Consider the following 15608-nt stretch of genomic DNA (forward strand, 5'->3'; position numbering starts at 1 on the left):
GTCCGTCGAACCGGCGGGCCGCTGATGACGCCGACCAGCGTCGCCGAACGACTCGAGGCCCCGGCCGGGCCCGAGCCGACCGGGGACGCTCCCGCCGCCGTGCGCCGCCTTGGCTGGCTGCCGTTCCTGCTCGCCCTGGCCGTGACCGTGCCCGTGCTGAAGTACTACGGGGTCGGTTACGGCTACACGGCCCGGTTCGCCGCGTACACCTTGTTGGCGAACACACTGCCCGGCACGCTGATCTGGCGCGCGGTGCGCGGCCGGGCCGGGTACCTCCCGATGGACGCGGCCTTCGGCACGACCATCGGCTTCGCGGTCGAGTTGCCGGTCTACATGCTGGTGCGCCAGCTCGGCGCGCCGCCCGCGGTGCTGGCCTGGCCGATCGTCACCTTCGCGCTGTTCCTGGCCGTGCCGCGGCTGCGACCGTACTGGCGGGGCAGCGGCCGGTCGCTCCCGCTCGGCGTGTCCTGGGCGGCGGCGCTCGCGTACCTCTTCGTGCTCGGCAGCATCGCGATGTCCAGCTTCCGGTGGAACTCGCTGGTCGAGCCGTTCTCGTCCACCATGAACATGGACTTCCCGTTCCAGTTCGCGCTGGTCGGCGAGTTCAAGCACCACGTGCCGCTGAACACCCCGTGGCTGACCGGCACCGGCCTGCAATACCACTGGTACGTCTACGCGCACGGCGCGGCGGCGAGCTGGCTGACCGGCATCGAACCGCAGACCCTCATCCTGCGCCTGTTGCCGCTGCCGATGGTCGGGGCGTTCGTGCTGGCCGTCATCGCGCTGGTGCACCGGATCACCCGGCGTTGGTGGCCCGGCGCGCTGGCCCTGCTGCTGATGCTGGCCGGCGTCGCGATCTCGCCGTACGCGTGGAGCGACGACCCGATGTTCACCGGCACCATCACGGACAACCTCTGGGTGAGTCCCACCCAGACGTTCGCGGCGCTGTTCTTCGTCGTCGTGGTCCACGTGCTCGCCGGCATTCTGCGCTCCGAAGGCCCGCAGCGCCGCCACCCGGCCCCGTGGATCCTCCTCGCGTTCCTGCTCGGCGCGGTCGCCGGGGCCAAGGCGACGTTCATCCCGATGGTCCTGTGCGGGCTGCTGCTCGCGGTGGCGCTGCGCCTGATCGTGCGGCGCTCGGTCGGCGCCGAACTGGTAGCGCTGGGGATCACCCTGTTCTGGTTCGCGTTCGCCCAGTTCGTGCTGTACGGCTCGGGCTCACAGGGCGCGCAGATCTACCCGCTGCAGACGGTCAAATGGACCCGGCTGGGCCAGGCGGTCATGGGCCGGCAGAACCCGGTCGACCAGTGGACGCCGATCCTCGTGCTCACCGCGGCGGCGATCGTCGCGATGGCGTTCAGCTGGGTCGGCATGGCCGGCCTGCTGCGGCGGGAGTGGCGGATGAACCCGGTCGTCCACGTGATGCTCGGCTTCGCCGCGTCCGGTGCCGGCGGTCTGTGGATCGTCGCGCACCCTGGGCTGAGTCAGACCTACTTCGCCCGTTCGGCCAGTCCGTACCTGGCGATCCTGTCGGCGGTCGGGCTGGCCGCGCTGATCCCGGCCGCCCGTGCCGTGCCCCGCCGATTCGTCGTGCTGACGGCTGCCGGTTCGGTGGTGACCGCGGCCGCGTTGATCGTCGTGCAGCAGACGGTCGGGCGCGACGCACCCGCAGCGCAGTACGGCGGGTGGTCGTTGTGGCACGCGATGCAGCCGTACGTGCTGCTCGCCGGCCTGGTCGCGGTCGCTGTCGCGGCGGCGACAGTCGTGGCCTGGCGGATGCGCCTGGGCCGAAGGTACGCCCTCGGCACCGCGGTCATCATGGTGCTGGCGACCGCGGTGACCACCGGGCTCGTGGGGGCAACGCCGCTGTGGGACGGGCTGACCTCGGGCGAGCCGCAGCGCAAGATGCTCGTCACCGACGCCCGGTACGCCATGCCGCGCGGCGCGATCAAGGCGGGACGCTGGCTGCGTGACCACTCCGATCCGCTGGACGTGGTGGCGACCAACAGTCATTGCCGGAGCAACGTCGGTGGCTGCGACAGCCGGGACTTCTGGCTTGCGGCGTACTCGGAGCGGCAGGTCGTCGTCGAGGGCTGGAGCTACACCGAGCAGGCGTTCGAGACCGGTGGCCTGTGGGACGGCACGCTGGCCCGCAGCGTGTTCTGGGACCAGCCGCTGCTGGCCGCCAACGACGCGATGTTCTACCAGCCGACCGCGGCGAACGTGGCCGACTTCACCCGGGCGCACCACGTACGGTGGCTGGTCGCGGTCCGCAAGACGCAGTCGCCCATCGAGATCATCAAGAACCGCCACGTGACCGCGAGCCCCGACCTGGGCCGGTACGCGACGCCGCGGTTCCACGCCGGCGACATCACGATCTACGAGGTCACCCCCGCGTCCTGAGCCGGGTCAGGTCAGCAGCTTGTCGAGGGCCGCGACGTCCACGGGGGTGAGCCGCCACGCGCCCGCGGACGCGTTGGCGCGGACCTGTTCCGCCGTCGTTGCTCCGGCGATCACGCTGGTCACCGCGGGGCGGGACGCCAGGCCCGCGATCGCGACGTCGAGCAGGCTGTGCCCGCGCTCGCGCCCGAACGCCTCCAGCGACTCGATGAGGTCCCACGGCGCCCCTTCGATCCAGCTCCGGTAACGCGGCAGGGAGAGCCGGGTGCCCACGGGCGCCGGTTCGCCGCGCCGGTACTTGCCGCTGAGCAGGCCGCTGTCGAGCGGGAAGAACGGGAGCAGGCCCAGTCCGTACTTCTCGCACGCGTGCGCGATCTCGACCTCCGAGTCGCGGTGCAGCAGGCTGTACTGGTTCTGCGCGCTGATGAACCGGCTCAGCCCGGACGTGCGTGCGGTCCAGTCCGCGTCCGCGATCTGCCAGCCGTGGAAGTTCGAGTTGCCGATGTAGCGCACCTTGCCCGACTTGACCAGGTCGTCCAATGCGGACAGCGTCTCCTCGATCGGGGTGCCCTCGTCCGGCGTGTGGAGCTGGTAGAGGTCGATGTAGTCGGTCCCGAGCCGGCGCAGGGACGACTCCACGGCCCGCACGATGTACGACCGGGAGCCGCGTACGCCCCGGTCCGCACCGTTGAGGCCCTCCATGTCCATGCCGAACTTCGTGGCGATGACGACCTCGTCGCGACGGCCCTTGAGCGCGGCGCCGAGGCATTCCTCGGAGCTGCCGTGCGGGGTGCCGTAGATGTCGGCAGTGTCGAACAGCGTGATCCCGGCGTCGATCGCCGCGTCGACGACCTCCCGCGTGCCGTCGACGTCCAGTTTGCGGCCGAAGTTGTTGCAGCCGACGCCGACCACGGACACCACGAGGCCGGAACCGCCGAGCCTGCGGTAGGTCATGTCGTTCGTGTCGCTCATGGCCTGAGCCTATGCCGTCGCCGATGTGGATCTCCGTGGGAGGCGACTCAAAAATACATCAGCAGTTCTCTATTGACACACGATGTTAATAATTCAGATGCTATGAGAGCGCTCTCCCCCAGCGCAGCGTTCCCCCATCCCCACCCCCCGAGGAGTCCCCCGTGCACACCCGAAGAAGGCTCCTGCACGCCCTTGCCGCGTTCGCGGTGACCGTGCCCGCCGTCGCGGCGATCACGCCGTCCCCGGCCGAGGCCGTCGGCCCGGCACTGCTGCCGGTCACGGTCACGAACAACACCGGCCGCGGCGACGCGGTCTTTCTGTACGTCCTCGGCATCAACCTGAGCACCAGCAAACTCGGGTACGTGAACCGTGCCGGAGCGTTCACGCCGTGGCCCGCCGGGCAGATCCCGCCGTCACCCGCCCCGGACGTGGCGATCGCCGGCCCCGGCAACGGGGGTGCCACGACGATCCAGTTCCCCCGGGGCTTCTCCGGCCGCGTCTACTTCTCCCTGGGTGAGAAGCTGAAGTTCTTCCTCACCCCGGACGGCCTCGTGCAACCGGCACCGTGGGCGGCAGGCGACCCCAACCAGAACATCCTTTTCGACTGGAGCGAGTTCACGTACAACGACGCCGGGCTGTGGCTGAACAGCTCACAGGTCGACATGTTCGCGATACCCCACGCGGTGTCCGTGACCGGCAGCAGCAGCGTCACGCGGCGTACCGGCGCACTGGTCGACAACGGACGCAACAACGTGATCGCCTCGATCAAGGCGCAGTCCGGCTGGGGCAACTCCGTCTACACCCGCTCCGACGGCACGGTGCTGCGGGTCCTCGCCCCCGGCAAGGCAGCGGGGGCGGGCCTGCTCAGCGCGACCTACCTGGACTCCTACATCGCCTCGGCGTGGAACGCGTACACGGGCAAGACGTTGACCGTCGTGCCGTTCGCTGACCAGCCGAACACGAAGTACTTCGGCCGCACCTCGGGCACCGTCATGAACTTCACCAACACGGCAGGCCAGCAGGTGGCGTCGTTCAACCGGCCCAGCAGCGCCAGCGTGTGGGGCTGCGCCGGTGACCTGCCCGCCCCCAACGACCTGGTCGTCGGGCCCATCTCGCGCACCCTGTGCGCGGCGCTGAACCGCGGCACCCTCGGCACGATCGACACCCAGCCCAGCACGAACGCGTCCGACTTCTACAAGAACAACCCGACCAATCAGTACGCGCGCATCATTCACGCGAACATGGCCGACGGGAAGGCGTACGCGTTCCCGTTCGACGACGTGGGCAACTTCGAATCCCTCGTGAACGACGGCGATCCGCGCTCGGCGGGGATCACGTTGACGCCGTTCGGGGCGGGCGGCGGCGCACCGGCCCCGTCCGGGACGAGTCTCGTGAGCGACTGGAACGGCAAGTGCATCGACGTGCCCGGCTCCAACTTCTCCGACGGCGTGCAGGTGCAGATGTACACGTGCAACAACACCAACGCCCAGAAGTGGTCGCTCAACGGCGGTCGGCTGGAGAGCCAGAACGGCAAGTGCCTGGACGTCTCGGGCGGCGGCACGGCGAACGGCACCCTGATCCAGATTGCCAACTGCAGCAGCAACGCGGCCCAGCAGTTCGTGCTCACGGCCGCCGGTGACCTGGTCAACCCGCAGGCCAACAGGTGCCTCGACATCAAGGACTGGAACGGCAACGACGGGGCCAACGTGCAGATCTGGGACTGCGCCGGATCGTCCAACCAGCGCTGGCACCAGAGCTGAACCACGTCACCGTGCACACCATCGCGGGCCCGTCCCCGGACGGCGCCCGCGATGCTCGCGTTTCGCGTGCTTCGGCCCTCGCGTGGTGCTCGCGGTTCGCGTGTATTGGTCCCCCGCGACGCTCGACGCTCGTGGGACTGGTCCTCGCGTGGTGCTCAGCGTTTCGCGTGGTCCGGTCCTCGTATGGCGATCAAGGCTTTTCGCCCGTGGGGTCCTCGCCCGGGGGTGAGGTCGACGCCAGACCGCGGTAGGCCGGGCGGAGCAGGTCTATCAGTGGGATGTGACGCACGCGCAGCGGTGGTGGGTCCAGCGCGCGCAGCAACAACTCGGGCGGCGCGTGCACCCGGGCGGGGCGCTCGCGCAGCCGGCTCAGCGAGATGCCGGGGGAGTAGAAGTCGGCCAGTCGCGACTCCAGTGGCTCGTCCTCGATCGTCAGCGGATCGGGCGGCGCCTGAGTCTCGGGCATGCCGCGCAGCGCGTCGAGCAGGGCATCCCGGTCGCGGCCGCGCCACGCCAGCACCAGGAACGGGTCGTCGTCGAACGCCTCGGCGAGCACGTACAGCACCGCGGAGGCGTGCTTGCACGGGACTGCCCAGTCGGGGCACGAGCAGCGCAGATCCAGGGCGGGCGGGAACAGCGGCAGGTCCAGTTCGGCGAAGACGTCGACGATCTCGTGCGGCATCTCGCCGGCGAGCAGTGCGGCACGGTACAGCGCCCGGGATGCCAGCTCGGCTTCGATGCGGCTCCATTCCGCGTCGCCGTACGCCGGGATCGAGATCGTCACCTCGTACGGCTCCGGGCGCGACCCTTGGACCCGGGCATTCACTCGCCCGTGGGAGAGCGTGAAGTCCATGACCTGGCCCTTGCGCGCGTACGAGCGGCCGCGGGCAAGCCGGCCCTCCTGACAGATCGCCTCCAGGATCGTGACGAAGCGCCGCGACCACCACCGCTCGCCGATCGCGCCGCGTTTGGCGCGCACCGCGATGCCGCCGTCGACCTGTATGGGCTTGGCGGCTTCGAAGAATCGGCCCTTGTCGTCGACGGGCATGTCAGCCCACCGCCACCGGATCCAGCGCGAACAGCTCGCGCAGCTGATCCGTGCTGAGGTCCGTGATCCAGTCCTCGCCGGTGCCGACGACCGCGGAGGCGAGGGTCTTCTTCCGCTCGATCATTGCGTCGATCTTCTCCTCCAGCGTGCCGGTGCAGATGAACTTGCGCACCTGCACGTTGCGCGACTGCCCGATCCGGAACGCGCGGTCGGTCGCCTGGTCCTCCACCGCCGGGTTCCACCAGCGGTCGACGTGGATGACGTGGTTGGCCGCGGTGAGGTTGAGGCCGGTGCCGGCCGCCTTGAGCGACAGCAGGAACAGCATCGGCTCCGGGTCGCTCTGGAACCGCTCGACCAGCTCGTCGCGGCGGGCTTTCGGTAACCCGCCGTGCAGCCACAGCACCGGCCGGTCCAGATGCGCTGCCAGGTACGGCTGCAGCAGCGCCCCGAACTCGGCGAACTGCGTGAAGATCAATGCCTTGTCGCCGTCGTCGAGAATCTCCCCGGCCAGTTCCTCCAGGCGGGCAAGCTTCCCGGACCGGCCGGGAAGCCGGGAACCGTCCTTGAGCATGTGTGCGGGGTGGTTGCAGACCTGCTTGAGTTTCGTCATCGCGGCCAGGACGTTGCCGCGCCGCTGGATCCCCTCCGAGTCGGCGATGACCGCCATCATGTCCTCGACCACCGCCTGATACAGGGTCGCCTGCTCGGGCGTCAGGGCACACCAGACCTTCATCTCGTTCTTCTCCGGCAGGTCGGAGATGATCGACTTGTCGGTCTTGAGGCGGCGGAGCACGAACGGGCCGGTCGCTCGCTTCAGGGCCGCGGTGGCGTCGGCATCCTGGCGGACCTCGATCGGCTCCTGGAAGCGACGCCGGAACCGCTTCGCCGACCCCAGCAGCCCGGGATTGCAGAACTCCATGATGGACCACAGCTCGGCGAGGTGATTCTCCACCGGGGTGCCGGTCAGCGCGAGGCGGGTACGGGCCGGAATCGCCCGGATCGCCTGGGCCTGCCGGGTTCCGCTGTTCTTGATGGCCTGCGCCTCGTCGCAGACCACCCGGCCCCACGTCACGTCCCGCAGCGCGGTCAGGTCGCGCAGCGCCGTCCCGTACGTCGTGATGGCGAGGTCTGCCTCGGCGACCTCCACGGCGAGGTCGTCGCCGCGGGCCCGGGTGGCGCCGTGGTGGACATACACCCGCAGGCTGGGTGCGAACCGGGCCGCCTCCTTCTGCCAGTTGCTGACCAGCGACATCGGGCACACCAGCAGCGTCGGCGCGACGGCAGCCCCGGCGTGGCGTTCCGCGAGCAGCAGCGAGAGGGTCTGCGCGGTCTTGCCCAGGCCCATGTCGTCCGCGAGGATGCCGCCCAACCCCAGCCGGGCCAGGAAATGCAGCCACGACAACCCCCGCTCCTGGTACGGCCGGAGCTGCCCCTGGAAGCCGGGCGGCGTCGGCACGGGCGAAAGCCGCTCCGCGGCCCGGCCGGACAGCAGGTCGCCCAGGACGCCGTCGGCGTCCACCTCCACCAGCGGCAGTTCCTCGTCGCCGCCGTCGACGACCTGCTGAAGCACCTCCCCGGCGGTGAGCTCGCCCGCGCGGCGCCCGGACACCGCCTTCAGCGCCGCTCGCAACTGGCGCTCGTCCAGCTCGACCCACTGCCCGCGGACCCGCACGAGCGGCACCTTGAGGCGGGCGAGCTCGGCCAGCTCCGCGGTGTCGACCGTCGCGTCGCCCACGACCAGATCGAGCCGGAAGTCGACGAGCTGGTCGAGGCCGAACCCGGAGTCGGCCGCCGCCTTGTGGGCGGGGCCCCGGCTGCGGCTGCGGGTGGTGAGCTTCAGCCCGATCGCCTTGCGCCCCGCCCACGCCGGAAGCTGCACGCCGAACCCCGCCGCCTGCAGCAGCGGCGCGGCCTGTCGCAGGAAGTCGTGGGCGCCCGCGGTGTCCAGCGCCATCGCGTCGGGCCGCGGCGTGAGCAGGGCCTCGTGCAGCGCGGGGAAGAGCCGGACTGCTCGCCCCAGGCCGGTGAGCAGGGTCTCGTCCGGGCGGGGCGGCAGACCCGGCGGCCGGACGCCGTCCCACAGCTCCTGCGCGGGCAGGTAGAGGCTCGGGTCCTCGGCGGACTGCAGTGCGAACTCCAGCCGCCAGCCGTCCTCGCCCGGCAGCGGCTCGACCAGCCGGAAGCTGATCCGGATCGGGCCGTTGGCGTCGTGTGCCGCGCGCAGCCACGCGGTCAGCGCCCGGCTCAGAGCGGTCGTTTCGGTGCCGCTCGCGCCGGGCAATGCGGGGTCGGCCGCGGTGAGCGCGACCGCCCACCGGTCGGTCAGCGGCGCCCGGGCACCCGGGCGGTGGCCCAGCAACAGGCGCTCCGGCAGCAGGGCGCGGGCGGCGGCATCGACCAGCGCGTCGAGCGCGGCGGTCAGCGTCGCGCCCGTCCCGGTGTCTGGCTGCGCCGCCCGGCAGACCGGCGGCATCGCGGCCCCGAAGTCGCGGAACATCGCCGCGTCCGCTCCGGTCTGCACCGGCCGCCACCGCGCCGCCGGGACACCGTCCTCGGTGACCAGCTGGGGCAGCATCCGGCCGCGGCGCACCAGGTCGCAGGCGTGGCCCGCGAGGAGGCTCAGATATCGCAGCGAGCTGGCGGGCGCCCAGGGCCCGTCCGGGTCGGGGCCGGTCAGGGCCGCCAGGCCGGCGAGCGCGGCATCCGCCGGCAACAGCACCGCGGGTGTCGGCCAGGGGCCGAGCCGCAGACCGCGCCGGGACCGCTCGGCACCGGTCTCCGGTGACGGCTGGGGGGCGCGGGCCGTGCCGGGGAGGTGCAGGGTCAGCTCGGTGTCGGCGGCCTTGGCCAGGGCGTCCCGCAGGTCGCCGTCGCCGGTGGAGCCCGGCGGGTCGCCGCCCAGGAGTGTGGTGCGCAGGACCTCCGCGGGCACCGCGAAGGGATTCACCCGGGCGCGGGTGCGCGGCGCGGCGGCGGGCGCCGGGTCCTCGCCCCACACGGCGAGCCCGCCGGAGGCACCGGTCACCCATGCGCCGTGAACGAGCAGCACACCGCCTCCGCTCTCGATGAGACCCACCGAGACTAACGACCCGGTGGGACGCGGAGCCGGGGCGTGACACCAACTCCGTACGGCGTATAGAATACGGCGTACAAGAAAGGAGCGCCACCCGATGGCCGATCCGCGCGTGACGATCGATCTGCTCTGGTTCGGTGACCGCGATCCGCCCGCCGGGCGTCGCGGCCGGCGTCAAGGGCTCAGCGTCACCCGGGTGGTGGACGCCGCGGTCGCGGTCGCCGACGCGGAGGGGCTGGATGCGGTGTCCATGCGCCGGGTGGCGCAGGAGTTGGGCGTCGTGCCGATGACGCTGTACACGTACGTGCCGGACAAGGCGGCCCTGCTCGATCTCATGCTCGACCGGCTCTACCTGCGCATGGAGCGGCCCGACACGACCGGCCGGCCCTGGCGCGAGCGGCTCGCCGCGGTCGCCGAGGAGAATCGGGCACTCTACGATCAGCACCCCTGGGCGGCCGGGCTGCCCGCCAGCCGCCCGCCACTGGGTCCGGGCCTGATGGCGAAGTACGAGCACGAGCTGTGCGCGTTCGCCGACACCGGGCTGGACGACGTGGAGACCGACGCCGCCCTCACCTACCTGCTCGGCTTCGTGCAGGGCTCGGCGCGCGCCGCGGCGGACGCCCGCGCGGCCGCCGAGCGCACCTCCCGCACCGACCAGCAGTGGTGGGCGGAGAGCGGTCCCGTCCTGGCCGAGGTCTTCGACCCGCATGCGTATCCCACGGCCACCCGGGTCGGCGCGGCCGCCGGGGCCGCTCACGACGGCGCCTACCACCCGGAGCATGCGTACGCGTTCGGCCTGGCGCGGGTGCTCGACGGCCTCGGCGCCCTGGTCACGAACCGGGGCGGTGACCGGTGCCGCTGACGCTGTTCCCCGGGGCACGTACGCTTCGAGGCGTGACGGCGAACCCGGAGATCAACAGCATCCTGCAGCGTGGCGCGGACGGCGGGCGGATCACCCCCGAGGAGGCGCTGCTGCTCTACACCGAGGCGCCCCTGCACGCGCTGGGCGAGGCGGCCGACGCGGTCCGCCGTCGGCGTTTCCCCGACGGCATCGTCACCTACCTGATCGATCGCAACATCAACTACACCAACGTGTGCGTCACGGCCTGCAAGTTCTGTGCCTTCTACCGGGCGCCGAAACACGCTGAGGGCTGGTCGCACCCGATGGAGGAGATCCTGCGGCGCTGCGGCGAGGCGGTCGAGCTCGGCGCCACCCAGGTGATGCTGCAGGGCGGGCACCACCCCGACTACGGGGTCGAGTACTACGAGGAGTTGTTCTCCTCGGTGAAGCGGGCGTATCCGCAGCTCGCGATCCACTCCATCGGCCCCAGCGAGATCCTGCACATGGCCAAGGTCTCCGGCGTCTCCATCGAGGAGGCAGTGGTCCGGATCAAGGCCGCGGGCCTGGACTCGATCGCGGGTGCCGGCGCCGAGATGCTGCCGGACCGTCCCCGCAAGGCGATCGCCCCGCTCAAGGAGTCCGGTGCGCGCTGGCTGGAGGTCATGACGGTCGCCCACCGCAACGGCCTGAGCTCCACGGCCACCATGATGATGGGCACGGGTGAGACCAACGCCGAGCGCATCGAGCACATCCGGATGATCCGGGAGGTGCAGGACCACGCCGTGGCCAACGGGTACGTCGACGCGCCGGTCGAGGCGTCCCACGAGGTCGGCGGGTTCCGGGCCTTCATCCCGTGGACGTACCAGCCGGAGAACAACCACCTCAAGGGCCGCACGCAGGCCACCACCCTGGAGTACCTGCGGTTCATCGCGGTGTCCCGGCTGTTCTTCGACAACGTGGCGCACCTGCAGGCGTCATGGCTGACCACGGGCAAGGACGTCGGCCAGCTCGCGCTGCACATGGGCGTCGACGACCTGGGTTCGATCATGCTGGAGGAGAACGTCATCTCCTCGGCGGGCGCCCGGCACCGGTCCAACCTGCACGAACTGATCTCGATGATCCGGACGGCGGACCGCGTTCCGGCCCAGCGTGACACGCTCTACCGGCACCTCGCGGTGCACCGCACCCCCGCCGAGGACCCCACCGATGAGCGGGTGGTCTCCCACTTCTCCTCGATCGCACTGCCCGGTGGCGGGGCGCGGCGCAACCTGCCTCTGGTCGACGCGAGCTGACCGCGCGGCCGCCGCGACGCGGAGCAGGCTCGCGCGGACGCCTGTCCCCCATGGGTCCCCGTCGATTTCCCCCTTCCGGCGGCACGGGTCGGCCGTTCGGGCAGGTGCTGGTCGGCGGTCCGCACGGGACCGGATTGCTCCTCGGTAACAAGGGCGTCGTCCGACTGTTCCCTTGCGTACCCCCTAGTTACGGTGCCTGCGTAACACCGCAACACTGAACGTCGCCACGGCCTCTGACCGCCGGCGGCGGGGTCGGACCCGACCGATGGCGGTCGTATATATAACGCACCAGGCACGGGCGGGATGGGTCACCATCCCGCCCGTGCTGTGTTCGGCGGGTGGCAGAGTGGGCAAGCGTGACGCGCGCAGATCTGGATAAGCAGCCGCACGAGGTCGCCGAAATGTTCGACGGCGTCGCGGAGCGGTACGACCTGACCAACACGATCCTGTCGTTCGGCCAGGACCGCGGGTGGCGCCGGGCGACCCGGGCGGCGCTGGGCCTGCGGCCGGGGGAACGGGTGCTGGACGTCGGCGCCGGCACCGGAGTGTCCACCGAGGAGATGGCGCGCTCCGGGGCGTACGCGGTGGGCGCGGACCTGTCGGTGGGCATGCTCGCGGCCGGGCACCGCAGCCGCCCGCAGGTGCCGCTGGTGGCGGGGGACGCGCTGGCGCTGCCGTTCCCGGACGGTGTGTTTGATGCGGTGACGATCTCCTTCGCGCTGCGCAATGTGGTGGACACGGTCGGGGCGCTTCGGGAGCTGGCCCGGGTCACCCGTCCGGGTGGGCGCCTGGTGGTGTGCGAATTCAGCCACCCGACCAATCCGGCGTTCCGCACCGCGTACCTGTCGTATCTGATGCGCAGCCTGCCCAAGGTGGCCCGGGCCGTGTCGAGCAACCCGGACGCGTACGTGTATCTGGCCGAATCGATCCGCGCCTGGCCGGACCAGCAGGGGCTGGCCGGGCGCATCGCGGAGGCCGGGCTGTGGACGCGGGTCGGCTGGCGCAACCTGACCGGGGGGATCGTCGCCCTGCACCGCGCGACCCGGATCTGACGACCCCCTGGGCGGGATTTTGACGATCCTGCCACTTATGGGCGGTTTGGGTGATTAGCTCGATGGTATGACCATGTCCAGTCAGCCGGTCGACTCCTTCGGGATCGATACCGAGATCGACATCGCCATTGACGAGCAGGACGAGGGCGAGCGCCGGGCACAGGAGCTGGCCAGCCGCATCCGCACGGTCGCCGCGACCGATCCCGAGCTGGCCCAGGATCTGGTGGATCAGCTGATTGTCGCGCTCGACCGCGCGATGGGCGGTACGTTTCGGGAACACCTGGACGAAGCCGCGCGTGGCGCCGCGGACCGAGCGCCCGACGGCCCGGGCCGGCACGCGCTCCCGGACGGCGACCGCGGAGTGAGCGGCGAAGCTTCCGGCGCGCCCATCGGACGGCCGCGGGGCGAGGCGGACGCTCCGATGAGGTCCGAGACGGACAGCGACGCGGCCGGCGACACGGACAGCAAGATGGACAGAGAGACGAGCACCGTGAGGGACAGCGGGGAGGGCGGCGGCCCGGCGATCTCACCGCCGAAGAGCGGTTAGGTACCCCTAACCCCCATCCGCTTCGATGGCAGTCCTAGACTCCGACCTGGGCTGGCTTGTGAACTGTTTCACTAGCCCGCACGAGAACGGAGGGTGAGCCGTGAACGAGCACGTGGCCGCGGCAGGCGCCATCGCCGACGAGGCGGACGTGATCGTGGTCGGCGCCGGGCCCGGCGGGTCCGCGGCGGCGTACCACATGGCGCGGCACGGCCTGCGCGTCCTGCTGTTGGAGAAGACGGAATTTCCCCGCGAGAAGGTCTGCGGCGACGGCCTCACTCCACGCGCTACCCGCCAGCTGATCCGGATGGGCATCGACACCTCCGAGAAGGCCGGCTGGCTGCAGAACAAGGGCCTGCGGGTGATCGGTGGCGGCGTACGCCTGGAGCTGGACTGGCCGGAGCTGGCCAGTTTCCCCAGCTACGGGCTGGTCCGCACGCGGCTGGACTTCGACGACATGCTGGCCAGGCGCGCCGCCGAGGCCGGAGCGCTGCTGCGGACCGGTGTGAACGTCACCGGGCCGGTGCTCGACGACGACGGGCGCGCGATCGGTGTCACCGCGAAGATCGGCCCCGCGAAGGAGCCCGTCCAGTATCGGGCGCCGCTGATCATCGCGGCGGACGGCGTGTCCGGCAAGCTGCCGCTCGCGATGGGACTGGCCAAGCGGGACGACCGTCCACTCGGCGTGGCGGTGCGGCGCTACTACCGGTCACCCGTTCGGGCGGATGATGACTATCTGGAGTCCTGGCTGGAGCTTCGCAGCGCCCAGAACTCCGACGTGCTGCTGCCCGGCTACGGGTGGATCTTCGGGCTCGGGGACGGCCGGGTCAACGCCGGCCTCGGCATCCTGAACTCGTCGAGTGCGTTCGGCAAGACCAACTACCGGGCCATGCTGACCGACTGGCTCGGCACCACTCCGCCGGACTGGGGCATGCGCGACGAGGACAACGCCGAGGGGCCGGTTCTCGGCGCCGCGCTGCCCATGGGATTCAACCGGGTGCCGCATTACACGCGTGGCGTCATGCTGGTCGGCGACTCGGGCGGCATGGTGAATCCCATGAACGGCGAGGGCATCGCGTACGCGATGGAATCGGGTGAGCTGGCCGCGGAGGTGGCGGTGCAGGCGCTGGCGCGTTCGGCCGGTGCCGACCGGGAGCGGGCGTTGCAGGCGTACCCGGCGGAGCTCAAACTCCGCTTCGGTGGGTATTACCGGCTCGGCGGGGCGTTCGTGAAGCTGATCGGCAACCCGCAGATCATGCGGATCGCCACGAAGCACGGGATGCCGCACCCCACACTGATGCGATTCGTCCTCAAGTTGCTCGCGAACCTCACCGATCCGCGCGGCGGCGACACCATGGACCGCATCATCAACGGCCTCACGAAAGTTGCACCGGCGGTATGACCGACTGCACCGAGCGCAGCGAGGGCCGGGAGGGCATGCCCGGCCGGTTCGGTATAGGTGACCCCGGTCGCAGACGGGCAGAACGGGATTAATAGTGTGAAGCGGCTAACAGTCGAGCAGGAGACGGTATGACGCTCAACCCCTACGTACCGATCGTCGGGCTGCTGATCCTCGGCGCTCTCTTCGCCCTGTTCTCGGTCTCGGTCGCGCCCATCGTGGGCCCGAAGAGATACAACCGCGCCAAGCTGGACGCGTACGAATGCGGCATCGAGCCGGCGCCCCAGCCGATCGGCGGCGGCCGCTTCCCGGTCAAGTTCTATCTGACCGCGATGCTCTTCATCGTCTTCGACATCGAGACCATCTTCCTTTACCCGTGGGCAGTCTCCTTCGAGATGCTGGGCCTGTTCGGGTTCGTCGAGATGGTCCTGTTCATCGTCACCGTCTTCATCGCCTACACCTACGTGTGGCGGCGTGGCGGCCTGAACTGGGACTGATAACCATGGGAATTGAAGAGAAGCTGCCGAGCGGCATCCTGCTCACCTCGGTGGAGAAGCTCTCCAACTGGGCCCGCAAGTCGTCGTTCTGGGGCGCCACCTTCGGCCTGGCCTGCTGCGCGATCGAGATGATGGCCTCCGGCGGCCCGCACTACGACCTGGGCCGCTGGGGCATGGAGGTGTTCCGCGCCTCGCCCCGCCAGGCCGACCTCATGATCGTCGCGGGCCGGGTGAGCCAGAAGATGGCCCCGGTGGTCCGCCAGATCTACGACCAGATGCCGGAACCCCGTTCGGTGATCTCGATGGGCGTGTGCGCTTCGTCCGGCGGCATGTTCAACAACTACGCGATCGTGCAGGGCGTCGACCACATCGTGCCGGTCGACATCTATCTGCCGGGCTGCCCGCCGCGTCCGGAGATGCTGATCGACGCGATCCTCAAGATGCGCGAGAAGGTCATGGCCGCCCCGCTCGGCCCCAACGGCCGCAAGATGCTGGAGGCCCGCCGCGCCGCGGGCAAGCTGCCCGTCGTCGCCCCGGGGGCGATGCCCTCGTCGTACCGGGTGGACAAGAAGCGGCGCGAGGAGTGGATCCAGGCGGTCAAGGAAGGCCGCGAGGAGCAGCTGCGCATCGAGAACTGGATGAAGCTGCAACCGCACATGCGAGGGGAGGGCCGCAAGTGACGTCCGACAGCACCAAGGGCCAGGGACCGGCGGCCGAGCCGAACCGGCCC

At 70.6% G+C, this 15608-nt stretch carries 12 protein-coding genes; 9 read left to right on the forward strand and 3 right to left on the reverse strand.

The window, feature by feature from the left end; all coding sequences use genetic code 11:
* Window positions 1-24 precede the first annotated feature (24 nt).
* Window positions 25-2403 carry a hypothetical protein gene (locus ACMCNK_RS24855; RefSeq protein ID WP_412738782.1) on the forward strand — a complete coding sequence of 793 codons (2379 nt, stop codon included), beginning with the start codon at window positions 25-27 and terminating at the stop codon, window positions 2401-2403.
* Between the two features lie 6 nt (window positions 2404-2409).
* Here the strand turns inward: ACMCNK_RS24855 and ACMCNK_RS24860 are convergent, their stop codons facing one another.
* A complete protein-coding gene (locus ACMCNK_RS24860; RefSeq protein ID WP_412740975.1) occupies window positions 2410-3354 on the reverse strand; it encodes an aldo/keto reductase in 945 nt (314 codons plus the stop codon).
* Between the two features lie 179 nt (window positions 3355-3533).
* Between ACMCNK_RS24860 and ACMCNK_RS24865 the strand changes: the two genes are divergently transcribed.
* Complete coding sequence (locus ACMCNK_RS24865) at window positions 3534-5132, forward strand: beta-1,3-glucanase family protein (RefSeq protein WP_412738783.1); 1599 nt, start codon at window positions 3534-3536, stop codon at window positions 5130-5132.
* Between the two features lie 190 nt (window positions 5133-5322).
* On the opposite strand, the gene ACMCNK_RS24870 is transcribed toward ACMCNK_RS24865, so the two are convergent.
* Window positions 5323-6180, reverse strand: a complete 858-nt coding sequence (locus ACMCNK_RS24870; RefSeq protein ID WP_412738784.1) for an SWIM zinc finger family protein — start codon at window positions 6178-6180, stop codon at window positions 5323-5325.
* A 1-nt stretch (window position 6181) separates the two neighbouring features.
* On the reverse strand, window positions 6182-9229 hold the full coding sequence (locus tag ACMCNK_RS24875; RefSeq protein ID WP_412738785.1) for a DEAD/DEAH box helicase: 3048 nt from the start codon (window positions 9227-9229) through the stop codon (window positions 6182-6184).
* A 121-nt stretch (window positions 9230-9350) separates the two neighbouring features.
* Between ACMCNK_RS24875 and ACMCNK_RS24880 the strand changes: the two genes are divergently transcribed.
* From ACMCNK_RS24880 to ACMCNK_RS24910, 7 genes are all read left to right on the forward strand, one after another.
* Window positions 9351-10115 (forward strand): TetR/AcrR family transcriptional regulator, encoded by a 765-nt coding sequence (locus ACMCNK_RS24880; protein WP_412738786.1) that lies wholly within the window; start codon window positions 9351-9353, stop codon window positions 10113-10115.
* A 32-nt stretch (window positions 10116-10147) separates the two neighbouring features.
* Complete coding sequence (gene mqnC, locus ACMCNK_RS24885; protein ID WP_412738787.1) at window positions 10148-11386, forward strand: cyclic dehypoxanthinyl futalosine synthase; 1239 nt, start codon at window positions 10148-10150, stop codon at window positions 11384-11386.
* Window positions 11387-11742: 356 nt separating this feature from the next.
* On the forward strand, window positions 11743-12438 hold the full coding sequence (locus ACMCNK_RS24890) for a demethylmenaquinone methyltransferase (RefSeq protein ID WP_412738788.1): 696 nt from the start codon (window positions 11743-11745) through the stop codon (window positions 12436-12438).
* 73 nt (window positions 12439-12511) lie between these two features.
* Window positions 12512-12985, forward strand: a complete 474-nt coding sequence (locus ACMCNK_RS24895; RefSeq protein ID WP_412738789.1) for a hypothetical protein — start codon at window positions 12512-12514, stop codon at window positions 12983-12985.
* 100 nt (window positions 12986-13085) lie between these two features.
* Window positions 13086-14384, forward strand: coding sequence for a geranylgeranyl reductase family protein (locus ACMCNK_RS24900; protein WP_412738790.1), 1299 nt, complete (start codon window positions 13086-13088; stop codon window positions 14382-14384).
* 128 nt (window positions 14385-14512) lie between these two features.
* The gene (locus ACMCNK_RS24905) at window positions 14513-14878 is read left to right on the forward strand and encodes an NADH-quinone oxidoreductase subunit A (RefSeq protein WP_412738791.1); all 366 of its coding nucleotides are present in this window, start codon (window positions 14513-14515) and stop codon (window positions 14876-14878) included.
* 5 nt (window positions 14879-14883) lie between these two features.
* Window positions 14884-15558, forward strand: coding sequence for a NuoB/complex I 20 kDa subunit family protein (locus ACMCNK_RS24910; RefSeq protein ID WP_412738792.1), 675 nt, complete (start codon window positions 14884-14886; stop codon window positions 15556-15558).
* Window positions 15559-15608 lie beyond the last annotated feature (50 nt).

Origin of the sequence: Krasilnikovia sp. MM14-A1259, assembly GCF_047159535.1 — a bacterium.
Taxonomy (GTDB): domain Bacteria; phylum Actinomycetota; class Actinomycetes; order Mycobacteriales; family Micromonosporaceae; genus Actinoplanes.